Source organism: Phenylobacterium sp. (assembly GCF_031181185.1).
Lineage (GTDB): Bacteria > Pseudomonadota > Alphaproteobacteria > Caulobacterales > Caulobacteraceae > Phenylobacterium.
Map to the genome: position 1 here is coordinate 1 of NZ_JAPSKZ010000002.1, position 25,846 is coordinate 25,846.

27 protein-coding genes are annotated in these 25,846 nt (G+C 71.0%); 15 read left to right on the forward strand and 12 right to left on the reverse strand.

Annotation, left to right across the window (positions count from 1 at the left end):
* Together RIF93_RS00240 and RIF93_RS00245 are read right to left on the reverse strand one after the other, a co-directional pair.
* Positions 1-343 (reverse strand): metallophosphoesterase (locus tag RIF93_RS00240; protein WP_309087266.1); only part of this gene is annotated, 343 nt, incomplete at its 3' end.
* Positions 340-1,062, reverse strand: a complete 723-nt coding sequence (locus RIF93_RS00245) for a hypothetical protein (protein ID WP_309087268.1) — start codon at positions 1,060-1,062, stop codon at positions 340-342. The genes RIF93_RS00240 and RIF93_RS00245, both read right to left, overlap by 4 nt.
* Positions 1,063-1,209: 147 nt before the next feature.
* Here RIF93_RS00245 and RIF93_RS00250 point away from each other — a divergent pair, with 147 nt between their 5' ends.
* The 12 genes from RIF93_RS00250 to tilS all read left to right on the forward strand — a co-directional run bounded on the left by RIF93_RS00250 (position 1,210) and on the right by tilS (position 10,771).
* Positions 1,210-1,974 (forward strand): site-2 protease family protein, encoded by a 765-nt coding sequence (locus RIF93_RS00250; protein ID WP_309087270.1) that lies wholly within the window; start codon positions 1,210-1,212, stop codon positions 1,972-1,974.
* Positions 1,975-2,025: 51 nt separating this feature from the next.
* Positions 2,026-2,526, forward strand: coding sequence for a crossover junction endodeoxyribonuclease RuvC (gene ruvC / locus RIF93_RS00255; protein WP_309087272.1), 501 nt, complete (start codon positions 2,026-2,028; stop codon positions 2,524-2,526).
* A 110-nt stretch (positions 2,527-2,636) separates the two neighbouring features.
* Positions 2,637-3,251 (forward strand): Holliday junction branch migration protein RuvA, encoded by a 615-nt coding sequence (gene ruvA / locus RIF93_RS00260; protein WP_309087274.1) that lies wholly within the window; start codon positions 2,637-2,639, stop codon positions 3,249-3,251.
* Positions 3,248-4,273: a Holliday junction branch migration DNA helicase RuvB gene (ruvB, locus tag RIF93_RS00265; RefSeq protein WP_309087277.1), complete on the forward strand. Its 1,026-nt coding sequence runs from the start codon at positions 3,248-3,250 to the stop codon at positions 4,271-4,273. Before ruvA ends, ruvB begins: the two co-directional genes overlap by 4 nt.
* On the forward strand, positions 4,270-4,719 hold the full coding sequence (gene ybgC, locus RIF93_RS00270) for a tol-pal system-associated acyl-CoA thioesterase (protein ID WP_309087279.1): 450 nt from the start codon (positions 4,270-4,272) through the stop codon (positions 4,717-4,719). The genes ruvB and ybgC overlap by 4 nt, the downstream gene beginning before the upstream one ends.
* Before the next feature lie 55 nt (positions 4,720-4,774).
* Complete coding sequence (gene tolQ, locus RIF93_RS00275; RefSeq protein WP_309087281.1) at positions 4,775-5,476, forward strand: protein TolQ; 702 nt, start codon at positions 4,775-4,777, stop codon at positions 5,474-5,476.
* Positions 5,477-5,968, forward strand: a complete 492-nt coding sequence (locus RIF93_RS00280; protein WP_309087283.1) for a biopolymer transporter ExbD — start codon at positions 5,477-5,479, stop codon at positions 5,966-5,968. It begins immediately after the preceding gene.
* Entirely contained in the window at positions 5,965-6,765 is an 801-nt protein-coding gene (locus RIF93_RS00285) for an energy transducer TonB (protein ID WP_309087285.1), read from the forward strand. Before RIF93_RS00280 ends, RIF93_RS00285 begins: the two co-directional genes overlap by 4 nt.
* A 23-nt stretch (positions 6,766-6,788) precedes the next feature.
* Positions 6,789-8,081, forward strand: a complete 1,293-nt coding sequence (tolB, locus tag RIF93_RS00290) for a Tol-Pal system beta propeller repeat protein TolB (RefSeq protein ID WP_309087287.1) — start codon at positions 6,789-6,791, stop codon at positions 8,079-8,081.
* A gap of 69 nt (positions 8,082-8,150) precedes the next feature.
* On the forward strand, positions 8,151-8,711 hold the full coding sequence (gene pal / locus RIF93_RS00295) for a peptidoglycan-associated lipoprotein Pal (protein WP_309087289.1): 561 nt from the start codon (positions 8,151-8,153) through the stop codon (positions 8,709-8,711).
* Between the two features lie 12 nt (positions 8,712-8,723).
* A complete protein-coding gene (gene ybgF, locus RIF93_RS00300; RefSeq protein ID WP_309087291.1) occupies positions 8,724-9,563 on the forward strand; it encodes a tol-pal system protein YbgF in 840 nt (279 codons plus the stop codon).
* Entirely contained in the window at positions 9,551-10,771 is a 1,221-nt protein-coding gene (gene tilS, locus RIF93_RS00305) for a tRNA lysidine(34) synthetase TilS (RefSeq protein WP_309087293.1), read from the forward strand. Before ybgF ends, tilS begins: the two co-directional genes overlap by 13 nt.
* On the opposite strand, the gene RIF93_RS00310 is transcribed toward tilS, so the two are convergent.
* The 3 genes from RIF93_RS00310 to RIF93_RS00320 all read right to left on the reverse strand — a co-directional run bounded on the left by RIF93_RS00310 (position 10,749) and on the right by RIF93_RS00320 (position 15,748).
* Positions 10,749-11,603: an alpha/beta hydrolase gene (locus RIF93_RS00310; protein WP_309087295.1), complete on the reverse strand. Its 855-nt coding sequence runs from the start codon at positions 11,601-11,603 to the stop codon at positions 10,749-10,751. The two genes, tilS and RIF93_RS00310, sit on opposite strands and share 23 nt — an antisense overlap.
* Positions 11,604-11,642: 39 nt before the next feature.
* Complete coding sequence (locus RIF93_RS00315; RefSeq protein ID WP_309087297.1) at positions 11,643-12,536, reverse strand: M23 family metallopeptidase; 894 nt, start codon at positions 12,534-12,536, stop codon at positions 11,643-11,645.
* 218 nt (positions 12,537-12,754) lie between these two features.
* Positions 12,755-15,748 carry an autotransporter outer membrane beta-barrel domain-containing protein gene (locus RIF93_RS00320; protein WP_309087299.1) on the reverse strand — a complete coding sequence of 998 codons (2,994 nt, stop codon included), beginning with the start codon at positions 15,746-15,748 and terminating at the stop codon, positions 12,755-12,757.
* Between the two features lie 135 nt (positions 15,749-15,883).
* Between RIF93_RS00320 and RIF93_RS00325 the strand changes: the two genes are divergently transcribed.
* On the forward strand, positions 15,884-16,210 hold the full coding sequence (locus tag RIF93_RS00325; RefSeq protein WP_309087301.1) for a helix-turn-helix transcriptional regulator: 327 nt from the start codon (positions 15,884-15,886) through the stop codon (positions 16,208-16,210).
* A 29-nt stretch (positions 16,211-16,239) separates the two neighbouring features.
* A complete protein-coding gene (locus RIF93_RS00330) occupies positions 16,240-17,592 on the forward strand; it encodes a calcium-binding protein (protein WP_309087303.1) in 1,353 nt (450 codons plus the stop codon).
* A 13-nt stretch (positions 17,593-17,605) separates the two neighbouring features.
* Here RIF93_RS00330 and RIF93_RS00335 read toward each other — a convergent pair whose 3' ends face one another.
* The 6 genes from RIF93_RS00335 to RIF93_RS00360 form a co-directional block, all read right to left on the reverse strand.
* Complete coding sequence (locus RIF93_RS00335; RefSeq protein ID WP_309087305.1) at positions 17,606-19,021, reverse strand: NAD(P)(+) transhydrogenase (Re/Si-specific) subunit beta; 1,416 nt, start codon at positions 19,019-19,021, stop codon at positions 17,606-17,608.
* On the reverse strand, positions 19,018-19,338 hold the full coding sequence (locus RIF93_RS00340; protein ID WP_309087307.1) for a proton-translocating transhydrogenase family protein: 321 nt from the start codon (positions 19,336-19,338) through the stop codon (positions 19,018-19,020). The genes RIF93_RS00335 and RIF93_RS00340 overlap by 4 nt, the downstream gene beginning before the upstream one ends.
* 3 nt (positions 19,339-19,341) lie before the next feature.
* Positions 19,342-20,472: a Re/Si-specific NAD(P)(+) transhydrogenase subunit alpha gene (locus tag RIF93_RS00345; protein WP_309087309.1), complete on the reverse strand. Its 1,131-nt coding sequence runs from the start codon at positions 20,470-20,472 to the stop codon at positions 19,342-19,344.
* A 191-nt stretch (positions 20,473-20,663) separates the two neighbouring features.
* Positions 20,664-20,906, reverse strand: coding sequence for an aa3-type cytochrome c oxidase subunit IV (locus RIF93_RS00350; RefSeq protein ID WP_309087311.1), 243 nt, complete (start codon positions 20,904-20,906; stop codon positions 20,664-20,666).
* Between the two features lie 71 nt (positions 20,907-20,977).
* On the reverse strand, positions 20,978-22,021 hold the full coding sequence (locus RIF93_RS00355; RefSeq protein WP_309087313.1) for an alpha/beta hydrolase: 1,044 nt from the start codon (positions 22,019-22,021) through the stop codon (positions 20,978-20,980).
* Positions 22,022-22,080: 59 nt separating this feature from the next.
* Positions 22,081-23,223 carry an acyl-CoA dehydrogenase family protein gene (locus RIF93_RS00360; RefSeq protein WP_309087315.1) on the reverse strand — a complete coding sequence of 381 codons (1,143 nt, stop codon included), beginning with the start codon at positions 23,221-23,223 and terminating at the stop codon, positions 22,081-22,083.
* A gap of 65 nt (positions 23,224-23,288) precedes the next feature.
* Here RIF93_RS00360 and RIF93_RS00365 point away from each other — a divergent pair, with 65 nt between their 5' ends.
* Positions 23,289-24,044 carry a winged helix-turn-helix transcriptional regulator gene (locus RIF93_RS00365; RefSeq protein ID WP_309087317.1) on the forward strand — a complete coding sequence of 252 codons (756 nt, stop codon included), beginning with the start codon at positions 23,289-23,291 and terminating at the stop codon, positions 24,042-24,044.
* Here the strand turns inward: RIF93_RS00365 and RIF93_RS00370 are convergent.
* Positions 24,041-25,831, reverse strand: coding sequence for a M3 family oligoendopeptidase (locus tag RIF93_RS00370; RefSeq protein WP_309087319.1), 1,791 nt, complete (start codon positions 25,829-25,831; stop codon positions 24,041-24,043). The genes RIF93_RS00365 and RIF93_RS00370 overlap by 4 nt on opposite strands.
* Between the last annotated feature and the right edge of the window lie 15 nt (positions 25,832-25,846).

Genomic DNA, 25,846 nt, shown 5'->3' on the forward strand with positions numbered 1-25,846 from the left:
CGACGCCATAGGCCCTCAGCGTTTCGGCGCCGCCCCAGCGCAGCCAGGCGCGGTTCGCCTCGGGCGCGTCCAGGAAGTCGAGCATGGCCTGCTCGTGATTGCCCTTCAGCAGCCGCACCTCGAGGTCCGGCCGGCGCTTCAGCCAGATCAGCGCCTCCACGACCTTGGCCGACTCCGGGCCACGGTCGACGTAGTCGCCCAGGAAGATCAGGATCGGTCGCCGCCCGCGGGCGCGCGCGGCCGAGTCCGCGGCGATCCTCGCCAGCAGCGCCTTCATCTGCTCGTAGCAGCCGTGGACGTCGCCCACGGCATAGACCAGCTCTCCCTCGGCGCCTGCGGTCACGTGTCGGACCCTCGCGAGAGGCGATCGAGGTCGCGGGCCATGGCGCGGTAGCCGTAGATCACCTTCGCGGGCTGGTCGTCGGCCCGGTGGCGCAGGCTGGCCCAACGGCTTCGGTAGTTCACCAGGGTGCTGCGCGAGACGCCCGCGCGCACGGCCCGGTCGTAGGCGGCGCGCAGCGAGCGGTCCGCGGCCATCACCTGCGGATAGGCGCAGCGCGCCTCGGCCGCGCGCGTCAGGCCGTTGCAGGCGTAGCCGCCCGAGCGTCGGCGCTCGGCCGAAGCCTTCCGGACGGACGTTCGCGCGGCGGCCCTCTTTGGCTCGACCTTGGCTTCCGTGGCGCGTGGCGAGGCGGGCGTGGGCGCCGGCGTCGCAGCGAGAGGCGTGGTCGCTGCGAGTGTCGTCGTGGGTGGCGTGGTCACCGGCGGCACGTCGATGCGCGCGACCTGCTGCGCCTGCGGCGCCGGCTGGACCTCGGCCTTCGAAGTCGGCTTGGTCAGGAAGGCGCCCAGGGCCAAGCCGGCCAGGGCGGTGGCCACCATGGCGCCGACCTGCGCCGGTCGCCGTTCGCGTCGTGCGACCGCCGCGGCGGCGAAACTGCGCACGCGACCTGGGCGCAGCACCTCGGGCGCCGCGGGCGCCGGCTGGAAGATGGTTTCGAGATCGGCCGACACGGCGCGCGCCAGCGCCGGATCGGGCCCCGCCGCAGCGGTCTGGTCCATGGGTGCTCCGTCAGCCCAGCGACGGCCACGCCGCCGCAGCGCTAGGAATGCGTGTGGTCCCGCTTCGATCCCGAGCTCACGAAGACGAGATGCGGGCCGCCGGACAAGGTCGATCCGGTCGCCGAATGCCGGTAGGACATCGGCGAGATGACCGACAACGCCACGCCCGCCACCGCTTCACCCAACAACCTCGTAGGCGTGGCGATCCTCGCAGGCTTCCTGGCGGCGGGCGCAGGTCTCGCGGCCGCCGCATCTCCCGCGACCTTGGGCCCCCTCACCTTCGCCTTCGTATTCCTGGGCTGGATCCTCGCGGTGATGGCACACGAGTTCGGCCATGCGCTGACCGCCTACCTCGCCGGCGACCACACGGTGCGGGACAAGGGCTATCTGTCGTTCGATCCGCGCCGCTATGGCGACGTGGGGACCAGCCTGGTCATCCCGCTGATCGCGCTCGCGCTGGGCGGCATCGGGTTTCCCGGCGGCGCCGTCTATCTGCGTCACGACCTGATGCGCAGCCCCGGCTGGCGGGCGGCGGCCTCACTGGCGGGCCCCGGCGCGACGTTGGTCATGCTGATCCTCCTGGCCCTGCTGTCCCGCCTCGGTTGGCCGGCGCCGCTTGGCGACGCCGTGGCGCTGTTGGCGTTCCTCCAGGCGACGGCGCTGATCCTCAACCTGCTGCCGATCCCCGGCCTCGACGGCTTCGGCGCGATCCGCCCGTTCCTGCCGAAGTCGTGGAACCCGGCCTTGCACAAGGCCGAGGGAGTTTCGATGATCCTGCTGATCGCCGCCCTGCTGCTCGTTCCCGGCTTCGGCGGCGCGTTCTTCGGCTTCGCGGCCGACATCGCGGAGGCGTTCGGCGTCTCGCGTCTGGCCGTCGTCCAGGGATTCGACGCCTTCCAGTTCTGGCGCTGATCATCTTTCGGCAAGCTTTCGCCGGTTAGCTGCGGCATGCTGGAACAGACGATGAACGCGATTCGACCCGTCCGCATCCTGGGGCTCGATCCCGGCCTGCGCCGCACCGGCTGGGGCGTGGTGGCGTGCGAGGGCGCGCGGCTGATCCACGTGGCCCACGGCGTGATCGCGCCCAAGGACACCCTGCCCTTCGCCGAACGGCTGCTGTTCCTGCTGGCGGGGATCGAGGCGGTGATCGCCGAGCACGCGCCCGACGAGGCCGCGGTCGAAGAAACGTTCATGAACGACAACGCCCGCTCGGCCCTGAAGCTGGGACATGCGCGCGCCATGGCCCTGGTGGCCCCCGCCCGCGCCGGCCTCCCCGTCGCCGAATATGCCGCGACCGTGGTCAAGAAGGCGGTCGTCGGGGCCGGCGGCGCCGACAAGGCCCAGGTCGGCTGGATGATCGCCCGCCTGCTGCCCACCGCCGGCAAGACCACGTCCGACGCCGCCGACGCGCTGGCCGTCGCCATAACCCACGCCCACGCTAGGACCGCCCGCCGCGTCGCCTGAGGGGCGGACAAATCCCCGTGTCCGAGGTTTCCCCTCGCGTGTACGCACGGTAGGTCACGGGAACGCATGCCGAACGTGATTCGCCCCCTCTCGAACCTGGAGCGCACGCCTTGATCGGACGCCTGCGCGGCATCGTCGCCGAGGTCGGCGAGGAAGAGGCCCTGATCGACGTCATGGGCGTGGGCTATGTCGTCCGCTGCGGCGCGCGCACCCTGTCGCGCCTGCCGCCGGTGGGCGAGGAAACGGTCGTCCACGTCGAGAGCGTGTTCGGTGAGCAGACGGGCGTCACCCTCTATGGGTTCCTGGGCCGCGACGAACGCCGGGCGTTCGTGATCCTGCGCACCATCCAAGGCGTCGGGCCCAAGGCGGCGCTGTCGGTGCTGGACGTGCTGCCGCCGCCGGAACTCGCCGCCGCCGTCGCCCGCGAAGACAAGGCGGCGGTGGCCCGCGCCAACGGCGTCGGCCCCAAGCTCGCCCAGCGGATCGTCGTCGAGCTGAAGGACAAGCCGATCTCGGACGGCCCCGTCGCGGCCTTCCACGCCCAGATCTCTTCGCCGCAGCCAATCAAGGTGTCCGCCGCCGGCGAGGCCGTCGCCGCGCTGATGGGACTTGGCATCGCCGAGCCGCAGGCCCGCCGCGTCGTCGAGAGCGCCGCCCTGCGCCTGGGTGAAGAGGCCGAGCCGCCGGCGCTCATCAAGGCCGCCCTGCAGGAGCTGGGGCGATGAGCCGGCTCGTCTCGGGCGAACCCGGTGCGTTCGAGCCGGCCGACCGGGCGCTGCGCCCGCAGACGCTGGCCGAGTTCGTCGGGCAGCAGCAGGCGAAGGCCAACCTTTCGGTCTTCATCGACGCCGCCCGCAACCGCGGCGAGGCCCTGGACCACGTGCTGCTGTTCGGGCCGCCCGGCCTGGGCAAGACGACGCTCGCGCAGATCGTCGCCCGCGAACTGGGCGTGAACTTCCGCGCCACCTCGGGACCCGTTCTGGCCAAGGCCGGCGACCTCGCGGCCATCCTGACCAATCTCGAGCCGCGTGACGTCCTCTTCATCGACGAGATCCATCGGCTCGCCGCCAACGTGGAGGAGATCCTCTATCCGGCGATGGAGGACCACGTCCTGGACCTGGTGATCGGCGAGGGGCCGTCGGCGCGTTCGGTGCGCATCGACCTCGCGCCGTTCACGCTGGTGGCGGCGACCACCCGCGCGGGTCTGCTGGCGACGCCGCTGCGCGACCGCTTCGGAATCCCCATCCGGCTGGAGTTCTACACCCACGACGAGCTGTCCAAGGTGCTGCTGGGCGCCGCCAAGAAGATGGGCGCGCCGCTGGACCCGACGGGCGCCGCCGAGATCGCCGCCCGCGCCCGAGGCACCCCCCGCGTCGCCGGCCGCCTGCTGCGCCGGGTCCGGGATTTCGCCGCGGCCGACGGCGCCGCCGTGATCGATCGCAAGGCCGCGGCCGCCGCGCTCGCCCGGCTCGAGGTCGACGAACAGGGGCTGGACTCCCTGGACCGCCGCTACCTGCGCGCCCTTATCGAGAACTATGCGGGCGGCCCAGCCGGCGTCGAGACCCTGGCCTACGCGATCGCCGAAGCCCGCGACGCGGTGGAAGACGTCATCGAGCCCTTCCTGCTGCAGCAGGGCTTCATCCAGCGCACGCCGCGCGGCCGCATGGCCTGCGCCAAGGCCTACGAGCACCTCGGTCTTCAAGCGCCGAAGGGAGCGGCCCCGCCGGCCGACCTGTTCGACCAATGAACGCCACCGAGCCCACCGCCGGCTGGCTGGAAGGCCGTGAGCACGTCCTGCCGGTGCGCATCTATTACGAGGACACCGACTTCACCGGCGTCGTCTACCACGCCAACTACCTGCGCTATTTCGAGCGTGGGCGGAGCGACTTCCTGCGGGTCTGCGGCGTCAGCCACACGGCGCTGGCGGAACTGCCTGAGCCGGCCGCCTTCGCCGTCACGCACATGGCCATCGACTTCAAGCGCGCCGCGCGGGTCGACGACGCGCTGACGGTGCGCACGACCTACGACGCCGTGAAGGGCCCGCGACTCTTTGTCAGCCAGCGCATCCTGCGCGGCGACGAGCTCATCGCCCAGGCCCAGGTGGAGGCCGCCTGCATCAGCCTGGACGGCCGCGCGCGGCGCCCGCCGCCAGGTCTTGTCGAACAGCTCAAGCCGCTGTTTTCAGCGCCATAAGTTCGCCACCGAACCCCGCCAAGCACCACCGAAAGACCCGAAGAGAAGGACCTCGATGGACCCGGCCGCCGTCACTCCCGAGAGCTTCAACGCCGTAAACCTGTTCATGCAGGCCGACTGGGTCGTGAAGCTGGTCATGGTGGCCCTCGCGGCGGCCTCGCTGTGGTCCTGGACGATCATCCTGGACAAGCTGTTCCGGTTCGCCGCCCTGAACCGCGAGGCCACCAAGTTCGAGGACCAGGTCGCCTCGGGCCGCAGCCTCGAGGACATCGCCGCCGAGGCCGGCGAGCGCCCCCGCCACGCCCTGCCCCGCATGCTGCAGGGCGCGCTGAAGGAATGGCGCGACGCCCGCCAGAAGGGCCAGGCCTCGGAAGGCCAGGTCGCTTTCCTGATCCAGCGCATCGACCGGCACCTGGACGCCACCATCGCGCGTGAGAGCTCGCGGGTGGAGAGCGGCCTGGGCGCGCTCGCCATCGTCGCCACCGCCTCGCCGTTCGTGGGCCTGTTCGGCACGGTCTGGGGGATCATGAACTCGTTCCAGGCGATCGCCATCCAGAAGAACACCTCGCTGGCGATCGTCGCCCCCTCCATCGCAGAGGCCCTGTTCGCGACGGCCATCGGCCTGGTGGCCGCCATCCCCGCCTACATCGCCTTCAACGCCTTCAGCACTTCGGCCGGCAAGTACACGGCCCGCCTGGAAGGCTTCGCCGACGACCTGTCGACCGCCATCCAGCGCCGCCTGGCGGAGCGCGCGTAGATGGCGCTCTCGGCCAACGACGCCTTCGCTGCGGGCGGCGGGGCCAAGCGCCGCCGCCGTTACGGCCGCGGCCGGCGCGGGGCGCTATCCGAGATCAACGTCACGCCGCTCGTCGACGTGATGCTCGTGCTGCTGATCGTCTTCATGATCTCCGCGCCGCTCCTGACCGCCGGCGTGCCCGTCGAGCTGCCGAAGACCGAGGCGGGCGCCATGCAGGACCAGCCCGAGCCGATCACCCTGTCGATCCGCGCCGACGGCGGCATCTACGTCGGCGAGGACCCCGTGCCCTTCGCCACGCTGGCCCCGCGCCTGCAGGCCATGACCGAGGGCGACACCAAGCGGCCGATCTACGTCCGCGCCGACGGGCGCGCGACCTATGAGGTGGTGGCCCAGGTGATGGCGTCGCTCTCCACGTCCGGCTTCACGACCATCAACCTGATCACGGACACCGGCGGGCCGTCCTCCGGCATCGAGGAGCCGGCCGGCCCGTGAGGCGGATCGAGGTCTCTCCTGCGGCTATCGGCTCGCTCGCGTTGCACGCGGGCGTGGCCGCCGCGCTGATGATCTCCTGGGGCGCCCGCGACCTGAAGGTGGGCGCCGTCACGCCGGTGACCATCGTCTCCAGCGCGCCTGACCTCGACACGCGTCCCGCCATCGAAGGCCCGACGGAGCAGACCGCGCTCACCGAGACGCCCACGCCGGACGCGCCCGTGACGCCTCAGCCGCCGACGCCGCAACCGACGCCGCCCACACCGGCGCCGCCGACGCCCACGCCCAAGGTGGCGCCGACGCCGAAGGCCGCGCCGCCAACGCCGGCCCCCAAGCCGGCGCCTCCCCAGAAGAGCGCACGCCCGGCCACCAAGCAGGCCGACAGCCAGGACTTCTTCGCCAGCCTGGAGCAGACCCTGTCCAAGGCGCCGCGGGGCGCCAACCGCCCCGCCACCTCGCCCACGCCGCGCAACACGGCAGGCTCGGGCCTAGCCGCCGGCGCCGACATGCAGGGCCTCGTGCAGGAGCTGCAGCGCCGCTGGAACCCGAACTGCGAGGTGGAGGGCGGCCGCGACGTGGTCGTCCGCGTCGTCTTCAACATTGGCTCGGGCGGCCAGCTGGTCGGCCAGGTGACCTCCGAAATCCGTCAGGGAGGCAATTCGGCCGTCGCCCGGACGTCCGCCGAACGCGCCGAACGCGCCGTCTACGCCGCTTCGCCTTTCCGTGGCCTGTCGCGCGACTACTATGGTCAGCGCATCGCCGTGAACTTCAACGCCCGGGAGGCCTGCGCCGCCCGATGACGAACACCTTCCGGAGCCTATCCATGCGGCTGAAGCCCCTGATGCTCGCGCTCGTCTGCCTCTTCGCGATCGGCCTCACAGCGCCGGCCGCGCGGGCCGAGATCGAGGTCAACGTCAACCGCGGCGACGTCCAGCCGCTGCCGATCGCGGTGCCCGCTTTCGGCGGCCAGCAGGGCGCGGACATCGCCCAGGTCATCAGCGCCAATCTCCAGCGTTCGGGCCTGTTCCGGCCGCTGGACCCGGCGAGCTTCGTCGAGCGCGACCTGAACGCGGCGGTCCAGCCGCGCTTCGCCGACTGGAAGCAGATCAACGCCCAGGCGCTGGTGAACGGGCAGGTGACCGTCGAGGGCGGCCGGCTGCGGGTCGACTTCCGGCTGTGGGACGTCTTCGCCGAACAGCAGCTCTTGGGCCTGCAGTTCACCTCCAGCCCCGAGAACTGGCGCCGCGTCGCCCATAAGATCTCGGACGCCGTCTATGAGCGGCTGACGGGGGAAAAAGGCTATTTCGACACCCGCGTGGTGTTCGTCGCCGAGAGCGGCCCGCGGGCGAAGCGGGTGAAGCGGCTGGCCATCATGGACCAGGACGGCGCCAATCCCAGCTACCTGACCGACGGCTCGTACATCGTCATGACGCCCAGGTTCTCCTCGAACAGCCAGGAGATCACCTACATGTCGTTGCGGCCCGAGGGCTCGTCGATCTACCTCTTCAACCTCGAGACCGGCCGGCGCGAGAGCCTGGGCAGCTTCCAGGGCATGGTGTTCGCCCCGCGCTTTTCGCCCGACGGCGGCCGCGTGGCGTTCTCGGTCGAGCGCGGCGGCAACAGCGACATCTTCGTAATGAGCTTGTCCAGCCGATCGAGCACCCGCCTGACGTCCGACCCTTCGATCGACACCTCGCCGTCGTTCTCGCCGGACGGCCAGCGGATCGTCTTCAACTCGGACCGTTCGGGCTCGCCGCAGCTCTACATCATGGGCGCCGACGGCTCGAACCCCCGCCGGATCTCCTTCGGCCAGGGGCGCTACACCACGCCCGTCTGGAGCCCCACGGGCGAGTTCATCGCCTTCACCAAGCAGGTGGGCGGCCAGTTCCACATCGGGGTGATGCGGCCCGACGGCTCGGACGAGCGCCTCCTGACCTCCAGCTACCTGGACGAGGGCCCGACCTGGGCGCCGAACGGCCGCGTGCTGATGTTCTCGCGCGAGACGCCCGGCGGCGCGCCCAGGCTGTGGAGCGTGGACGTCACCGGCCGGGTGTTGCAGCCGATGCCCTACCCCGGCTCCGGATCGGACCCCGCCTGGTCGCCGCTGCTGAACTAGCTTGCGCCCAAATCCCGCCCGATAGACCCTGACTATGAAACCGAACCCGAAATGCGAGGAGACTTGAGGATGGTTGGAAGCGTGAACAGGAGCACGGCGCTCCGCCTGGCGCTGGTCGCCGTGGCCGCCGCGTCCGTGGCCGCCTGCGGCAGCCGGCCCAAGCCGAAGTTCGACACGGCGCCGCCGACCACCCCGCCGCCGGCCGCCTCCGAGGGCGTCAACACCCCGCCGCCCGTGGGCGAGCAGCCGCTGTCCGCCGTGCCGGGTTCGGCTCAGGACTTCGTCGTCAACGTCGGCGACCGGGTCTACTTCGACCTCGACAGCCACGACGTCCGCGACGACGCCCGTCCGCTCCTCGACGCCCAGGCGAACTGGCTGCGGCGTTACGGCAGCGTGCGCGTCCGCATCGAAGGCAATGCGGACGAACGCGGCACCCGCGAGTACAACCTGGCCCTCGGCGCGCGGCGCGCCAACGCGGTGCGCGACTACCTGGTGTCGCGCGGCGTCACCAGCGACCGCATCTCGACCATCTCGTTCGGCAAGGAACAGCCCCTGGATCCGGGCACGAGCGAGGAGGCCTACCAGAAGAACCGCAACGCCCGCACCGCCATCGTGAGCGGCGCGCGCTAAGAGGCCTGACCGATGTCGCGTAGCCGCTTCGTCCTTCCCGCGCTGGCGTTCGCCGTCCTTGCGACGGCGGCGCCCGCGTCGTCCCAGACGCCCCTGCCGGCCACCCCGGCCGAGGATCCGCTCGACGCCCGCGACGCCCGTCGCGTTGAGCGCATGGAGAAGGTCGTCCGCGAGCTGCGCGCCATCGTCTTCCAGCTGCGCGACACCGGAAAGCCGGTCGTCGTGCAGCCGGCCGACACCGACGCGCGGATGGAGGAGCTCTCCGGCCGCCTCGCCGACCTGGAGCAGACCCTGCGCCGCCTGAACGGCACGCTCGAGACCGCCACCTTCGAACTCGACCAGGCCAAGCGCGACAACGCTTTGCTGAAGACCCAGGTGCAGGGCCTGTCCGAGAAGCTGGCCGCCATGGAGCAGGCCGCCGCCCCGCCGGCCCCGTCGGCGGGCGTCACACCGGCCGCGGTGGGCGATCCGACGGAGGCCTTCACCCGCGCCCGGCAACTGATGCTGGCCGGCGACTACGACGGCGCCGAAGCCGCCTTCGCCGCTTTCGTCGAGACCTATCCCGACCACCAGCGCACGGCCGAGGCCCGCTACTGGCTGGGCAAGACGCTCAGCGTCCGCGGCGCCCACGCAGACGCCGCGACCGCCTATCTCGCGGCCATCCGCGGCTGGCCCCAGGCCAGCTGGGCGCCCGACGGCGTGGTCGAACTGGCCCGCTCGCTGGTGCAGCTGAAGAGGGCGCAGGACGCCTGCCGCACCCTGGCCGAGCTGCCGAAGCGCTATCCCAAGGCGCCGGCGAACATCACCAGCCGGGCCGCCGCCACCCGCACCCAGGCGAAGTGCGCGGCCTAGAGCCAGCCGTCCGCGCCCACCTCGACCGCCGACTGTCCCTCAGGCGCGACCGCCCGCTTGCGGTAGCGTTCTCGGGCGGCGGCGACTCGCTGGCCCTGCTGCTGATCGCCGACGCCTGGGCGCGTAAGGCCCGGCGCGAGCTGGTCGTGCTCACCGTCGACCATCGGCTGCAGCCGGAGAGCGCCGCCTGGACCCGCGGCTGCGCGGACGTCGCAGCCCGCCTCGGCCGGCCGTTCCGCGCGCTGTCCTGGGAGGGCGAGAAGCCCGCCCGCGGCCTGCCTGCGGCGGCCCGCGCCGCCCGCCATCGCCTGCTGGCCGACGCGGCTCGGCAGGACGGCGCCAGCGTCCTCCTGATGGGCCACACCGCCGACGACGTGCTGGAGGCCCGCCGCATGCGGGCGGAGGGCTCGACCACGCCCGAGCCGCGCGTCTGGGCGCCGTCGCCGGCATGGCCGGAAGGCCGTGGCGTCTTCCTGCTGCGGCCGCTGCTGGAAGCCCGCCGCGCCGCGCTGCGTGACTGGCTGGTGGCGCGTGGCGAGCGCTGGACCGATGATCCCGCGAACGCCGACCCTCGCTACGCCCGCGCCCGCGCACGTCCCTTCGCCGCGGCCGACGACACCGCTCCGCCGGAAGATCCGGCGCCGCTGCAGGTCCACGTCGAGGAGGCGCTCGGCGTTCTGGTGTTCGAGCGCGACGCCCTTGAGGCGGCTGGAGAGGCGGTTCTTGGCATGACCTGCGTCTGCGCTGGCGGCGGAAGCCGACGCCCGCCGTCGGGCCGGATCGGCCGGATCGCCGCGGCGCTCAGTGGCAGGGAGCCCCTCGTCGCCACCCTCGCCGGGGCCCGGATCGAAGCGGACGAGACCAAGGTGCGCATCTTCCGGGAAGCCGGCGAGGCCGCCCGCGGCGGGCTAGCGTCGGTCGAGCTCGAGCCCGGCGCGACGGCCGTCTGGGACGGCCGGTTCGAATTCACGGCGTCTCGCCGGATCACTGTCCGGCGCCTGGCCGGCCTCATGGCCCGCCTCTCGAAGGACGAGCAGGCGGCGCTGCGCGACGTCCCGGCGGCCGCGCGGGGCGCCCTGCCGGTCGTGTTGGACGGCGAGCTCGTGAGCTGCCCGCTTCTGGCGCCCGACGGGCCGGCCGCGGTCCGCAGCCTGGTGGGCGAGCGGCTGCGCGCCGCCGCAGGCCTTATCCCGCGCGAACCCGACTAGCGCTCAGCACATGTTCGACGCCGCGGACGATGGCGTCGGCGAACCGCGGCCCCAGCAGATTGGCGTGGTTGCAGCGCGCGACGTGGTCGATGTGGCCGAACCGTGAGCGCCGGGCCGGCGTCTCCTGCATCGCCTTCAGGGGCTTGCGCGTGTGGGCCGCGCCAGCCGTGACCACCGCTACCGGCAAGGTCTCCGGCAGCTCCGCCGCCCCGGCAAGGGACGAGGTCCTGGGCCACATGAGCACCTCCTCCGCCGCCCAGCGGGCGTGGACGTGCGAGGCGTGGATCCTGCGCTTTTCGGGCTTGGCCTCGCCGGTCAGGCCGATCAGGTTGCCCGTGAGCAGCGACACCGGGACCATCAGGCCCACCCGGCCGGCGAGGCTCGCCAGCCGCAGCAGCTGGCCGAAAGCCGCCACCGCGGCCGGGACGCCAGGCAGCCCCAGCGCGTCCGGCGTCACCGCGTCCACCAGCACCAGCCCCGAGACCCGCTCCGGGTGGGTCAGGGCGAACAGACGCGAGCTCAGGCCACCCATGGAATGTCCGACCAGGACGAACGGGCCGGTCTCGCCCATCGCCCGCAGCAGGGCGGCGAGGTCGGCGTTGGCCGCGCGGCCGTCGCGCGGCAGGGGTCCGGGTTCGGAATGGCCCATGCCGGCGCGATCGTAGGCGATGCTGCGCAGGCCCTTGGCGGCCAGCTTCTCCTGCACCACCGCCCAATCGGCGGCGCAGCCGAAGGCGCCGTGTTCGCACACCACCAGAGGCGCCGGCGCTTCAGGTCCGGCGCGGACGGCGCGCAGCCGGCGTCCGCCGATATCGATGAGGTCTCCCCGCACGCCCGACCTATGGCCCGGCGGCGCGGCCTCGTCGAGCGGTTACGAGCTGATCTGACCCCGCGGGCGGCCGTCCTCGCCGATCGGCAGCACCTTCAGCCCATCCATCTTCTCGACGGTCGCCGCGTCGCGGGCGGCGCTCGCGGCGTCGAACGCGCCCACTGAAGCGGCCTTCGGGTCGCGCTCAGCCAGCCGCAGAGCCTTCTCGGCGGCCTCCCGCTCGAGCTTGGCCTCCATCAGCGCGCGCTTGCTCTGGGGGATCATCGACACGTGGGCGATGCGCACCGTGCGGCCGAAGCGCTGGGCCTTGCGCAGCGGCAAGTCGTCGGCCTCGGCGAACTCGCGGCCCAGGAACAGCGAGGGGTTCAGTGGGCGGTCGCGGCGGTCGCGGATCTCGAAATGCAGGTGCGGCCCGGTCGAGGTTCCCGACGAGCCGATCTTGCCGACCACCTGGCCCGCCTTGACCGCCAGGCCTGGACGCAGGTGCTGGGCCACCCCGCCCATGTGGGCATAGAACGTGGTCAGCCCCTCGGCGTGCTTCAGGGCCACGTAGCGGCCATAGCTGGAATTCTGACCGGCCTCGACCACGACGCCGTCAGCAGCGGCGCGCACCGGCTCGCCGAAGTTCGCCTGGATGTCGACCCCGGCGTGCAGCCGGCCGCCCTCTTCCCACGGCAGCTGCCGCAGCCCGAAAGGCGAGACCACCACGCGCCCGGGCACCGGATCCTGGAAGGCGATCAACACCGGCGGCTCGGCCGGCTGCGGAGCCGGCGCGGGCGGCGCGATGCGCGCGGCGGGCGGCGGGCCCGCCCGCGGCAGGTCCGGCAGCGCCGCGTGCGCCAGCGTGATCGCGCCCAGAGCGGCGATCCCGCCCAGCGCCGCGTCGAAGAGCCAATGCCGCGCAGGCCCGTCCTGGGCCAAGCTCAGGTCCGTCAAAGCCGTCAACTCCACCTACGCCGAGCTAATCGGCAAGACCGCCCCGACCCGGACAGCCAAGCTTCGGCAAACCCAACCGCGAAGGCGTGGTTAACTGGCGGCGCTTCTAGGCAAAATCTTGACCGGGGGCAAACCGTTGTTAGGCGGCTTGCCCGAAAAGGCCATGAGCACTGAGCGAAAAGGAAACTGGACCGTCAAATGACTGTCCAGTTTCGACGTCAGAACTGGAAGCGGACCGTCGCCCGGACGTCGTACTCGCGGTACTCGTCCTCGAAGGTGCCGCCGCCGTCGAGGGCGAACAGCACCTTGTCCGAGCCGCCGCGGATGCCAACGCGGGCGATCAGGCCGCCGTCGAACACCTGCTCGGGGTCGAGCACGAACGGGTTGTCGGAACCGAAGCGGGCGGTCGTCTTGCCGGGATCGCCAGCCAGGCGGTGCCGCCAGCCCACCTTCACCTCAGGCGCCCAGTAGATCTCGTCGCCGAAGCGGAAGCCGAGCGCCAGGGCCGCCTGACCGGTCAGCAGGTCGCCCTTGCGCTTTCCGACCGTCAGGTCGAAGCCGTCGCCGCCGCCCTCTTCGGTGTAGCCGTCTTCGCTGAGCCGCAGATAGTCGACGCCGATCTCGGGGCGCGCGTAGAAGGCGCCCATTTCCAGCGTGTACGAGGCGCCGGCGTGCGCGTCGACGATCCAGCCGGTCCAGTCGGCTTCCGACCGCAGGTCCAAGCCGCTGCCCAGCAGGCGGCGGTCGCCGTCGAACCAGACGAAGCCAAGGCCGGCCCGGGCCGTGGCCTGCAGGCCGCCCGAGTTGAAGCGCCAGTAGCCGCCGCCGTTCAGGACGTTCATCGAGATTTGTTCGCCGGCCGCCGCGCCGCGGTCGCGGTACTCGGTGGCCACGAAGGCGCCGGCGAGACCCAGGGCGTTGGCTTCGCCCAGCAGGTCGACGCCCGCGGCCAGGCCGAAGCCCTGCGACTTGAAGCCGGCCGCATCGCTGCGGTCGCGGCGGATCTCGAACAGGATCTCCTGGGCCCAGACGCCCATGCCCGACTCCCGGTCGATGGCCATCGGCTGGGCCGTCGCCGACGAGATCGCCGACGATATGGCGGCCGCCGACATGATCGACCCGCCCGAGTGGTCGGGCAGCATCTGGTCGTAGAGGTTCAGGAAGCCGTCTTGGTCCGTCTGCGACAGGAAGGCCGCCTCGATGGCGTCGTTGGTGTCGAGCGAGTCGAAGACCGCCGCGAAGGCCTGGGTCCCCGATCGGTTCAGCCCGATCTCGGCGGCCGTCTTCGGCCGCACGTCGACGTACACCGCCCCGGCCGTCTGGTCGGCGCGCAGAGCGGCCTGGTACAGGAACGGCGCCCCGGCCAGGGTGGCGCCCACGTCGCCGACCGTCAGCGACTGGGCCCGCACGATCTCATACGACTGCGCGCCGCGCACCAGCGACTTCAGCTGCACGTCCACCTTGGCGCCCGTCGCCAGCGTCGCGGCCCCCGCGACGTTGAAGCGGGTGACCGCCGTCTGGTCGATGGAAACGGCGATCACGCCCTTGGCTCCGACGTTCAGCGAGGTGAGCGCGATCGGCTCGGCGTTGCTCACCGCCAGCCGGCCGTCCCGCACGTCGATCGCAAGACGCCCGTCGCTGTCGGTCAGCCGACCCGCGGCGACCGCTCCGCCGTCGATCGCGAAGCTGTCGGCGCCGGCGCCGAAGCTGATGTCGCCCACGAGCACGCCGGCCAGCAGGTCCACCGTGTCGGCGCCGGAGCCCAGCCGCACGTCGCCGACGATCTGGGGCGCGTCGGTGCTGACGAGCTTTCCCTGGCGGACGTAGACGCCGCCGGTATTGGCGGAAAGGTCCAGGGCGACGCCGCGGGCCGTGGCGGTCTCGCCCGTCTTCGGCGTCACCGAGCCGCGGATGACGCCCACGTTGTCGACGTAGCTGACGCTGCCCGACAGGTCGACGATGCCGCGGCCGCTGTGCTTGCCGCCCGCCTGGTCGCCCGCGATCACGCCGGTGTTGCGGATGGTCTGCACCACCGCCCCGGGATTCAGCAGCAGCGCCGTGGCCTCGGCGCCGTAGGCCTTGGCGCTGATCGACTGGCGATCGTTGTGCAGGCCGCCCGCGATGGTGGTGGTCCCGCCGCCGGTCTGGCCGATGCGCACGGCGATGGCCGCGACCCCGTCGTTGACGCCGTCCGCCGCGATCTGGCCGCGGTTGACGATGCCGAACGCACGGTCGCCGGTCCCCACCTGGCCGAACGTGGTCGCGCCAGCGCCGCCGATGTCGAGCGCCGGGGCGCCGCCGTACGACACCACGTTCGAGGTCGCTTCCAGCGCGTCCTCGATGCCGTCGTCGTCCTCGTCCTTGTCGTCGGTGCTGGCGTCGGCCGGCGGACGATCCAGCAGCAGGCCCTTGGCCACGCTTCCGGTGATGCGCACGGTCGCGCCGCCCTGCTTCAGGTCGTCGGCGTCCAGCTTGCCGCGCTGGGTGTCGTCGGCCACACGCGAGTTCGACCGGTAGCCCGTTGCGGTGAGGTTGTTCTGCAGGACCACGCCGCCGCCGACGTCGCCCAGCGACACCGCCGTCGAGCCCTCGCCCCGCACCGTGACGGGACCGGTGATCCGCACGTCGCCCGTGACCGACGTCGCCGCGACGCCCTTTGAACGGTCGCCCAGCACCGTGACCGCGCCTGAGCTGGTCAGCGAACCGACCAGGCCGGTCTCCAGCGAGATGCCGGCCGAGTCGTTGCCCTCGATGTTGATGACGCTCTCGTTGCGGATCGCGCCGGTGAACACGCCCGGCCCGGTCGCCCGGATGCCGAAGCGCCCCGAGCCTTGGGCGAAGGCGCCGTCGAGGTCGCCGTCGTTGTCGCTGTCGGTGGGCGTGTAGTCTTCCGAAAGGTCAATCGACCCGGCGTTCGTCAGGTTGCCCGAGGCCCCGCCGACGAGCAGCACGCCCGTGGCGTTGTTCACGCCGGTGAAGCCGATGGCGCCCGAGTTTTTCACATCGTGGGCGGAGTCCATCGTGACGGCCGCGCCGGAGGCGGTCGGCTTGATCGAGCCGTTTGCCTCGATCAGCAGCGAGTCGGGCTGGCCGTTCGCCAGGGTCGACGTCCGGACCGGGGTGGTCGTGGCCGTGGAGATCTTGGTTTCGGCGTGGGCGCCCGCAACATGAAGAAGCGGCAGCACCGCTGCCGAGACGAACAAACGCTTCATCGCTTTCCCGTTCTCGAGCGCTGTGATAGCCGGTGACGAGCGGCTATTCGTTGTGTACTAATTTGTTTCGGAAAAACTGTAGTAGTCCGCTCTCGCGTCGCCTGCAAGGGTCGTGAGGGCCCGAAGGGACCCCAGATGCCGAGACCCGCAACAGACCCTATAAAGGCGGCCCAGATCAAGGTGCTGCGTCAGCAGGCCGGACGTTGGCTGAAGGCCGCGCGCGAAGCGGCGGGGCTGACCCAAGCTGAACTGGCGGAGAAGGTGGGGCTGCGCTACTACACCTTCGTCTCACAGGTGGAGAGCGGGTTGGGCCGGCTTCCCATCGAGACCCAGGCGGCCTGGGCGCAGGCGTTGGGGCTGGATCCCAGCGAGTTCGCCAAGACGCTGCTTCGGTACTACGAGCCTGAACTCTTCAGGCTGCTGTTCGAGGCCGAGGCCGCTCAGGGCCGCGCCACGGCCTGACGCCGGAGACCAGGAGACCTCCCGTCCCAATGGGTGACGTCGTTCCCTTCATCGCCCGAGTGCGTTCCAGCGGCGACTGGACGGCAACCGAGCGTGCGCGCCTGGAAGAGCTGGCCCAGCGGCTGGCGGCGGAAGGCGTGCGTGTGGAAACCGTCTTCGGCGCCACCGACGCCGGCGACCCCTGGTGCGTCGTTACCGACGAAAACGGCGACGTCCTGATCCATGTGGCGCGCATCGACGGCAAGTTCGTCGTCCATTCGGCGGTCGACGACGCGGTCAGCGAAGGCGCCGACCTGCACTCGGCCCTGCGCGAGCAGCTGAACAGCCACGTGGGCGGCGAGGACGAAGACGGCGCCGTCGTCGTGCCCTTCAGCCTCGGCGGCCGCCAGGCGCAGACCTTCCTCGCGCTCGTCATCGCCACTGCCTTCTTCTACGAGACGGTCGAGTTCGCCGGCACGGCCGAAGCCGCGCCCGCGCCGCCGCCCCAGTCGCCCGAGCCCGACCCGCTGCCCCCGCCGCCGGATCTGAAGGTCCCGACGCAGGAGCGCGAACTCGCCGTCCAGGGCGCCGCCCTAGCCGAGCCGGCGCCGGCGCGCCCGACGCTGCTGGTTTTCGGGGCGACCACGGGCGCCGAAGCGGCGCCGGTCGGTCAGGCGGTGGAACTCCGCGCCAGCGAAGCGCCGCCGCTCCCGGCCGCTCCGCCGGCCGCGCCCGTGGAAGCCTTCGCCGTGGCGCAGGCCCAGCCCGCCACCGTCATCGCCGGCACCTCGGGCGACGACCGGCTGACGGGCACGGCCGCCGACGAGCGGCTGATCGGCGGCGACGGCGACGACACGCTCCGCGGCGGCGGCGGCGCCGACGTCCTCGAAGGCGGCGCCGGCGACGACCAGCTCGAGCTGGGCGCGCAGGTCACCGCCACCGGCGGCGCAGGCGCCGACACCTTCGTGATCGTCGCTCCGCACGCACTGGGTCAGGCCGAGACCCTGCTGGGCGTGATCACCGATTTCAGCTTCCTGGACGGGGACCGGCTGGTCGCCCCGAACGGCAGCACGGTCTCGCTCGCGCCTCCCACCTTACCGCCGCCGACGACGCCGATGACGCCGGATCCGGGCGGCGAGGAAAGCGGCGGGACCGGCGGCGGCCAGCCTCCGACCAGCGGCGATCCGATCGGCAGCTTCAGCCCGCCGACGAACACCGGCGGCCCTGGGCTGACCGGGGCCGGAACCGGCCAGGGCGACCCCCGGCGGGTGGACATCGACTTCGATGGCGACGGCGTGATGGACGGCTACGTCCTCGTCTATAGCGACGACCTCGCCCTGACGCATTGGGACCCGCTGGAGCTGCTCGCCCGCTCTAGGAGCGGCGACGACATCTTCGGCTGAGCTCCGAAGGGCCTCAGAGGCCCTTCAGGATACCTTCGACCATCTTCTTGGCGTCGGCGAACAGCATCATGGTGTTGTCGCGGAAGAACAGCTCGTTCTCCACCCCCGCGTAGCCCGAGGCCATGCCGCGCTTCACGAACAGCACGGTACGAGCCTTCTCCACGTCCAGGATCGGCATGCCGAAAATGGGCGAGGCCGGGTCCGTCTTCGCCGCCGGATTGGTGACGTCGTTGGCGCCGATCACGAACGCGACGTCGGCCGTCGAGAACTCGGAGTTGATGTCCTCCAGCTCGAAGACCTCGTCGTAGGGGACGTTCGCCTCGGCCAGCAGCACGTTCATGTGCCCGGGCATGCGGCCGGCGACGGGGTGGATGGCGTACTTCACCTCGACGCCCTCCTCCTTCAGCTTGTCGGCCATCTCGCGCAGCGCGTGCTGCGCCTGGCTGACCGCCATGCCGTAGCCGGGGACGATGATCACCTTGGACGCGTTCTTCATGATGAAGGCCGCGTCATCGGCCGAGCCCTGCTTGACCGGACGGGTCTCAACCTTGCCGCCCGCGGCGGCGGCGCTGTCGTCGGCCCCGAAGCCGCCCAGGATCACCGAGACGAAGCTGCGGTTCATCCCCTTGCACATGATGTAGCTGAGGATGGCGCCCGAGCTGCCCACCAGGGCGCCGGTGATGATCAGGGTGGTGTTCTCCAGCGTGAAGCCCAGCGCCGCGGCCGCCCAGCCGGAATAGCTGTTCAGCATCGACACCACGACGGGCATGTCGGCCCCGCCGATCGGGATGATCAGGGTCACGCCGATCAGCAGGCTGAGCGCGAAGATGCCCCAGAACGCCCACAGCGCTTGGCCGCCGCTCAGCACCAGGACCACGATCAGCGCGATGATGCCGAGGCCGATCGCGACGTTCAGCAGGTGGCGGGCCGGCAGCAGGATCGGCGCGCCGCTCATGTTGCCGTTCAGCTTGGCGAAGGCGATTACCGAGCCCGTGAAGGTGACGGCGCCGATGGCGAGGCCCAGCGACAGTTCGATGAGCGAGGCGCCGTGGATCTCGCCTGCTACGCCGATGCCGTAGGCCTCCGGCGTGTGGATGGCGGCGACCGCCACCAGGCAGGCGGCCATGCCGACGAGGCTGTGGAAGGCGGCCACCAGCTGCGGCATGGACGTCATCGCCACCCGCTTGGCGATCACCGCGCCGATGACGCCGCCGATCGCGACGCCGCCGACGATAAGCGCCAGGGTGAAGGCGTCCAGCGCCCCCTGGCTCCACAGCGTGGCCAGCACTGTGCCCACGGCGATCGCCATGCCGATCATGCCGTTGCGGTTGCCCGCCTGGCTGGTGGTCGGCGAGGACAGTCCCCGCAACGCCAGGATGAAGAGGACGCCTGAGACGAGGTAGAGGATCGCGGCGACGTTGGCGTTCACTTCGAGCGATCCTTCTTCTTGTACATGGCCAGCATGCGCTGGGTGACGAGGAAGCCGCCGAAGATGTTGACCGCGGCGAAGGCGGCGGCGACCGCGCCGGCGCCCTTGGAGATCAGCACGTTGCGGGTGAGCTCGCCGTCCTGCCCCGAGGCCGCGGCCGCCAGCAGGGCGCCCACGATGATCACCGAGGAAATGGCGTTCGTGACGGCCATCAGCGGCGTGTGCAGCGCGGGCGTCACGCTCCAGACCACGTAGTAGCCCACGAAGATGGCGAGCACGAAGATCGCCAGGCGGAAGACGGTCGGATCGACGTCCATGGATCAGCCCTTCAGCGCGGGATGGGTGATGGCGCCGTCCTTCACGACCAGCGCGGCTTTGAGGATCTCGTCCTCGTAGTCGGGCGCGAAGGCGCCCTCCTTGTCCTTCAGCAGCTCGGCGAAGGCGGTCAGGTTGCGGGCGTACAGCGCCGAACTGTCCGCGGCGATGCGGCCCGGCAGGTTGGGGATGCCCAGGATCTTGACGCCGCCGGTCTCGACCACCTCGCCGGCCTTGGAGCCCGCGACGTTGCCGCCCTGCTCCACCGCCAGGTCGACGATCACCGAGCCCGGCCGCATCGAGGCCACCTGCTCGGCGCTGACCAGCTTCGGCGCGGGCCGCCCGGGGATCAGGGCCGTGGTGATGACGATGTCCTGCTTGCGGATGTGCTCCGAGATCAGCGCGGCCTGCTTGGCCTGGTACTCGGCGCTCATCTCCTTGGCGTAGCCGCCGGCGGTCTCTGCCGCCTTGAACTCCTCGTCCTCGACGGCGATGAACTTGCCGCCCAGGCTCTCGACCTGCTCCTTGGTGGCCGGCCGCACGTCGGTCGCGGTGACCACCGCGCCCAGGCGCCGGGCCGTGGCGATGGCCTGCAGGCCGGCGACGCCAACGCCCATCACGAAGACCTTGGCCGGCGCGATGGTGCCGGCCGGCGTCATCATCATCGGCAGCGCCCGGCCGTAGGCCTCGGCGGCTTCGATCACCGCCCGGTAGCCGGCGAGATTGGCCTGCGACGACAGCGCGTCCATCACCTGCGCCCGGGTGATCCGCGGCACGAACTCCATCGCGAAGGCGGTCGCGCCTTGGGCCGCGAGCGCGTCGAGCGTCGCCTTGTCCTGGTACGGGTTGAGCAGGGCCACAACGATGGCGCCCTTCTTCAGGGCCGTGATCTCGTCGGGCTCGGGGCTGCGGACCTTGAACAGCACGTCGGCCTTGCCGAGCGCGTCCTTGGCGGTCTTGGCGAGCGTCGCGCCGGCCGCTTCATAGTCGGCGTCGGGGTAGGCGGCGGCCAGCCCGGCCCCGGCCTCGACCACGACGGAGAACCCCGCCGCCGTCAGCTTCTTCACCGTCTCGGGGACGGCAGCGACGCGGGTCTCACCTACGCGGCGCTCCTTGGTGACGGCGATGACCGGCATGCCGCGATGTCCCCCCTGCTCTCGCTTTGCGCCGGACCATAGGGGTGCGCTCCCGGGCTTGTCCAGCCGCGGAACATCAGAATTCAAACAGTTGTTTTAAGGTGAGCTATAGGCTGCGAGAGGGGCGCTCTTCGCCAAGGAACGCGCCCGCTCTCTCGCAAAGACCGCCAGAGGGTCGGCGGCCGCTGGCGCTAGTGGGCGGCGCCGCCCTTCTTGTCGCGCAGCACCAGCGTGCCGATGGCGATCACGACGACGGCGGAGATCAGGCCGGCCATGAAGCCGGCTTCGGTGCAGAACCAGATCGTCAGGGCCAGGAGGGTGGCCGCCAGGTACAGCGAACCCCACTTAGTCATGCCCATGATCAGGTTGTAGGTCGAGCGCTGCTCGCTGATGTCCATCTCGCCGCGGTGGTAGTCGGAAGCCGGTCCGGCCATGGGGAAGACGCTCTCCAAGGAAGTTCGAGGCGGGTGCTACACGAAGCGCCCAGATGGCTCAAGTCGGCGGCTCAAGTCGCGGGCCATACGGCGAGCAGGCTGCGCAGGGCCGAGACCAGAGCCAGCGGCTGGTCGATCATGATGTGGTGCTGCGACTCGGGGATTTCGATCTCCCGCACCGCTTGGCCGAGGAAGCTCGGTTCGCCCTTGTTGCGCCGCTCGATGATCCGGCTCTGCGCGCCGTAGATGTGCACCATCGGGACCTTGATCGGCGGCGGCTCGCGGCTCCCGGAGGGCGCGCCGGCGCGGTCCAGCTTTTCCCACATCGTCGGGTCGAACTTCCAGGTCCAGCCCTCGCCCGATCCGTCCGGCATCGGCGCCCGCTTCAGCGAGCGGCGCGCGATGAAGTCGGCCACGAACAGATTGCCCGCCGGCTGCGGAGGCATGAGCCGGAAGCGGCCCAGCGCCTGCTCCAGCGTCGCATAGACCCGGCTGGGCCGGTCCGCGGTCGGGATGTTGCGAACCTGCTCCATCCGCTTCTTGCGCTCTTCCATCACCTCGGGCGGAGGCCCGCCGAAGCCGGTGTCGACCAAGATCGCGGCGTGCATCCGCTCGGGGTTCTGGACCGAGGCGTAGAAGACCTGCGCGCCCCCAAACGAATGGCCGATGTAGATCGGCTTGCGGCCGCCTTCGTACAGGCCGGCAGCCCGCGCGCAGGCCTCGGCGTCGTCCGCGAAGTCGGCGAAGGCATAGCGCTCGCGCCAGTCCGACTCGCCCATGCCCGCCAGCGAGAACGCCGCCACCCGGTACTCCTTGGCCAGAAAGGGCGCGATGAAGCTCCACCAGTCGGCGTGCGCGCTGTTGCCGTGCACCAGCAACAGCCCAGGCTTGCCGACCTCGCCCCAGGTCAGAAGTTCGAGGCGCTTGCCGGGCGGGCCGACGAAGCTGCGTTCGGGCTCATCCGAGATGGCGTCCTTGAACCATTGCGGCGCCGGCGGCTCTTCGCCCTTGAAGGCCGCCAGCGGGGCGCGGACCTCCGGCGGCAGGTCGTCCGAGTGGAACGGCCGGTCGTCGTAGGTCTCGCCCTTCGGCTTCTCGGTCAGATCGTTGGCCATGCCCCTTCGGGTCTAACGGCCGTTTGAAAAATGGCAAGCACCCTCGAAAGAGAGGTACGTCAGCCGTCGATGTCGCGGCCCAGCGCCACGCGGGCCGCGAGGCGGCTCTGGGCCTTTTCCTGCAGCGGGTGGTAGCGGGCGGCCTGCACGTCGCGGAAGATCCGCTCCAGACCGGTCTTGCGGTAGAAGCCCGCGCCGCCGGCGGCCTCCATGGCCTTTTCCACCGTGCGGATGGCTGAGCGGGCGACCAGCGTGCGGCCCGTCATGATCCGGCTGGTCGCCGTCGCGCCCGGCTCGTCGGCCGCCGCGGTCGCCAGCATGTCGGAGAGCGCGAGCCGCGCGGCGGCGAGCTCGGTCTCCATCTCGCCCACGACCAGCTCCAGGTCGCCCGACGCGGCCCGACCTGCGGCCAGGTCCAGCGCCTTGTCGCGCGCCGCCTCGGCCAGGCCCACATAGACGGCATAGATCAGCGGGAAGGCGATCATCGTCACCATGTGCATGATCGGATGCCACTTGCCGGCCGGCCGCCGCACGGTGACCGCCCCCTCGGGCACGAAGACGCCGTCCAGCTCCAGGTCGTGCGAGCCGGTGCCTCGCATGCCGAGGGTGCGCCAGGTGTCGAGGATGCGCAGGCCCTCGGCCTTCATCGGGATCGCCATGTGCAGCACGGTGGGCCCCTCGGCCGCGTCCAGCACCGCCATGGTCATCAGGAGGTCGCCGTCGGGAGAGCCGCTGGCGAACACCTTCCGTCCCGAGATCCGGAAGCCGCCTTCCACGGGGACGGCCTTGCACGAGCCGTCCAGCCAGTCCGAGCCGCCGCTGGAGACCAGCGTCAGCTTCTCGGCGACAATGCGCTTTAAGAGCCCTTCGACCGCTTCGGGCGTCCGCCGCCAGCGCCAGGCCGGCAGCGCCACCTGGTGGGTGTGCATCGAGAGCGCCAGCGCGGTCGAGCCGCAGTAGCGCGCCAGCGTCCGCAGCACGCCAGCGAGCTCGGCGTGGGTCGCCCCGCCGCCGCCCAGCTCGGCGGGCACGCCCGCCGTATGGAACCCGCGGCCTTTCAGCATCTGCAGGTTCTGGGCGACGAAGGCGTCGTCGGCGTCGGCTTGGGCGGCCCGCGCGGCGAGTTCGGGGCCGACCTCGTGGGCCAGGCGCTCCCAGTCGATGTACGCGGCGGCGGCGGTCTTGCTCATGGTGGTGGTCATTGCGGCAGTCCTCAATTCGAGGCTCCGTCATCCCTCAAAGGCCCAGATCGTCTCCAGTTCGAAGAATGAACTTGTCGAACGACGTTCTTAGGAGCGACCATCCCACCATGAAGGGCTATGGACAATTCTGCCCCGTCGCCAAGACGGCCGAAATCTTCGCTCAGCGCTGGACGCCGCTGATCGTGCGCGAGCTGTGCTTCGGACCGAAGCGCTTTTCTGAACTGCACGCGGGCATGCCGACCATGTCGCGCGCCCTGCTGGTGCAGAGACTGAACGAGCTGGAGGAGGCGGGCGTGGTGGGCACCGAGCCGCTCGCCCAGGGCAAGCTCTATCGGCTCACCCGCGCCGGCGAGGCCTTCCGCGACATCATCGTCATGATGTCCAGCTGGGGTCAGCGATATGGCCAGGGTCGCCTAGGGCCGGCCGACATGGACCCCACGATGCTGGTCTGGAGCATGAAGCGCCAGATCGATCCCCGGGACCTGCCTGCTCACGAGATCGTGCTCCGGCTTGAGTTCCGGGGCGTGCCGAAGGCGCATGCCACCCGGCGCTATTGGTGGATCATCCTGCGGCCGGACGAGGTCGAGGTCTGCTTCAAGGCGCCTGACGAGAAGGATGTCGATGTGGTGATCGCCGCCGACCTCGAGACCTTCATCCGCGTCTGGATGGGCTACGACGGCTACGCCGAGGCGGTGGAGCGCGGCGTGGTGTCCATGTCGGGCGATCCCGGCAGCGTTCGCACCCTGAAGCACATCCTGAAGGTCGCCGATCAGCCGCGCGAGCGCCCGATCAGCTTCGCGCCCTTCGAGGCGGCCGCCTAGACCAGCGCCTCGAACTCGTCGACCAGCCGCTCCAGCTGCTTCATGCCGGCGGCCCAGAACGCCTTTTCCCGGGGGTTGAGGCCGAACGGCGCCAGCGCCTCGACGTAGGTCTTGGTCCCGCCGGCGGCCAGCAGCTGCTCGTAGAGCGGCGCGAAGCCCTCCGGATCCTCCCGGCGCTTCTCCATCAGGCCGCGCACCAGGAGGTCTCCGAAGGCGTAGGCATAGACGTAGAACGGCGCATGCACGAAGTGGCTGACATACGCCCAGTAGTGCTCGTAGCCCTCGTTCAGCCGCACGGCCGGTCCCAGGCTCTCGCCCATCACCTCCAGCCACAGGCCACCGATCTCGTCGGGCGAAAGCTCGCCCTGCAGGCGTGCGGCGTGAAACCGGGTCTCGAAGCGGTGAAAGGCGATCTGCCGGACCACCGTGTTGATCCCGTCCTCGATCTTGCCGGCCAGCAGACCGCGGCGCTCCTCGGGCGCAGCCTCGGCCAGCAGCCGCTCGAACACCAGCCCCTCCCCGAAGATGGAAGCCGTCTCGGCCAGCGTCAGCGGCGTGTCGGCCAGCAGGGTGCCCAGCGGCGCGCACAGCGTCTGGTGGACGGCGTGGCCCAGCTCGTGCGCGAGGGTCAGCACGTCACGCCGCTCGCCCATGTAGTTCATGAAGACGTACGGGTGCCGGTTGGCGGTCACCGGATGCGAATAGGCGCCCGACTGCTTGCCGGGCCTGGGCCGGGCGTCGATCCAGGGCTGGGCGAAGAACGTCCGGGCCGTGTCGGCGAACTTCGGCGCCAGCGCCTCGAAGCTTTCCAGCACCATGCCGCGCGCCTCGTCCCAGCCGTAGATCTTGGGCTGGTTCGTCTCCAGCGGAGCGTTTCGGTCCCAGTGGTCCAGGACCTCCTTGCCCAGGACCTTCGCCTTGAGCCGGTAGTAGCGGTGGCTGACGCTCTCGTACGCCTCGACGACGGCGACCTCGAGGGCTTCGACGGCGTCGGCGTCCACCTCGTTGGCCAGGTGGCGCGAGGCGGCCGGGCTCGGATACTTCCGCCAGCGATCCTCCACCTGCTTCTCGAAAGCGAGCGTGTTCAGGCACAGCGCCAGGGTGGCGCTGCGCTCCTGCAGCGCCTCGGCCAGAGCCTGGGCCGCCTGTTCGCGCCGGCGCCCGTCGGGATCCGACATCCGGTTGAGGATCTCCGGCAGCGTCAGGGTCTCGTCGCCGACCGTGGCGGTCAGGCCGGCCAGGATTTCGTCGGACAGCCGCACCCAGTTGGCCACGGCGGGACCGCGATCCACCAGCAGCCGCTCCAGGTCGGGCGTGAGTTCGTGCGGCCGACTGGCCCGGACCCGCCGCAGCCAGGGCCGCCAGCGCTGCGCCGCCGGATGGGCCGCGAGCGCCGCCTCCAGTTCGGCGTCCTCGAGTTCGTTGATCTCCAGCGCGAAGAACAGGCTCTCGGCGCCGATCTGCGCCGCCTTGGTCCGCAGGTCGGCCTCGAACTTCGACCAGGCCGGATCGTTGCGCGCCGTCGACGCCGCCAGCGAGGCGTAGGCGCCGACGCTCCACAGCGCGTTCGTCGCCGCCTCATGGAGCTGGACGCCACGGTCCAGCCGCTCGCCCAGGACAGCCGGCTGGCCCCGCGCGGCGACGAACTGGCCCTTCATCTCCACGAGCTTGGCGTTGATCTCGGTCGCAGCCTTGAGGTCGGCCTCGATCCGCGGGTCATCGCGGTCGGCGTACAGATCGTCCAGCCGCCACTCGGGCAGCGCGTCGGTCTTGAAGGGGGCGTTCATGCCCCGAGAGATAGG

Excerpts from the sequence above, each read along its gene's own strand:
- RIF93_RS00245 (WP_309087268.1), bottom strand. The coding sequence starts at position 1,062 with ATGGACCAGACCGCTGCGGCGGGGCCCGATCCGGCGCTGGCGCGCGCC.
- RIF93_RS00250 (WP_309087270.1), top strand. The coding sequence starts at position 1,210 with ATGACCGACAACGCCACGCCCGCCACCGCTTCACCCAACAACCTCGTA.
- ruvC (WP_309087272.1), top strand. The coding sequence starts at position 2,026 with ATGAACGCGATTCGACCCGTCCGCATCCTGGGGCTCGATCCCGGCCTG.
- ruvB (WP_309087277.1), top strand. The coding sequence starts at position 3,248 with ATGAGCCGGCTCGTCTCGGGCGAACCCGGTGCGTTCGAGCCGGCCGAC.
- ybgC (WP_309087279.1), top strand. The coding sequence starts at position 4,270 with ATGAACGCCACCGAGCCCACCGCCGGCTGGCTGGAAGGCCGTGAGCAC.
- tolQ (WP_309087281.1), top strand. The coding sequence starts at position 4,775 with ATGGACCCGGCCGCCGTCACTCCCGAGAGCTTCAACGCCGTAAACCTG.
- RIF93_RS00280 (WP_309087283.1), top strand. The coding sequence starts at position 5,477 with ATGGCGCTCTCGGCCAACGACGCCTTCGCTGCGGGCGGCGGGGCCAAG.
- tolB (WP_309087287.1), top strand. The coding sequence starts at position 6,789 with ATGCGGCTGAAGCCCCTGATGCTCGCGCTCGTCTGCCTCTTCGCGATC.
- pal (WP_309087289.1), top strand. The coding sequence starts at position 8,151 with ATGGTTGGAAGCGTGAACAGGAGCACGGCGCTCCGCCTGGCGCTGGTC.
- ybgF (WP_309087291.1), top strand. The coding sequence starts at position 8,724 with ATGTCGCGTAGCCGCTTCGTCCTTCCCGCGCTGGCGTTCGCCGTCCTT.
- RIF93_RS00320 (WP_309087299.1), bottom strand. The coding sequence starts at position 15,748 with ATGAAGCGTTTGTTCGTCTCGGCAGCGGTGCTGCCGCTTCTTCATGTT.
- RIF93_RS00325 (WP_309087301.1), top strand. The coding sequence starts at position 15,884 with ATGCCGAGACCCGCAACAGACCCTATAAAGGCGGCCCAGATCAAGGTG.
- RIF93_RS00330 (WP_309087303.1), top strand. The coding sequence starts at position 16,240 with ATGGGTGACGTCGTTCCCTTCATCGCCCGAGTGCGTTCCAGCGGCGAC.
- RIF93_RS00340 (WP_309087307.1), bottom strand. The coding sequence starts at position 19,338 with ATGGACGTCGATCCGACCGTCTTCCGCCTGGCGATCTTCGTGCTCGCC.
- RIF93_RS00345 (WP_309087309.1), bottom strand. The coding sequence starts at position 20,472 with ATGCCGGTCATCGCCGTCACCAAGGAGCGCCGCGTAGGTGAGACCCGC.
- RIF93_RS00350 (WP_309087311.1), bottom strand. The coding sequence starts at position 20,906 with ATGGCCGGACCGGCTTCCGACTACCACCGCGGCGAGATGGACATCAGC.
- RIF93_RS00355 (WP_309087313.1), bottom strand. The coding sequence starts at position 22,021 with ATGGCCAACGATCTGACCGAGAAGCCGAAGGGCGAGACCTACGACGAC.
- RIF93_RS00360 (WP_309087315.1), bottom strand. The coding sequence starts at position 23,223 with ATGACCACCACCATGAGCAAGACCGCCGCCGCCGCGTACATCGACTGG.
- RIF93_RS00365 (WP_309087317.1), top strand. The coding sequence starts at position 23,289 with ATGAACTTGTCGAACGACGTTCTTAGGAGCGACCATCCCACCATGAAG.
- RIF93_RS00370 (WP_309087319.1), bottom strand. The coding sequence starts at position 25,831 with ATGAACGCCCCCTTCAAGACCGACGCGCTGCCCGAGTGGCGGCTGGAC.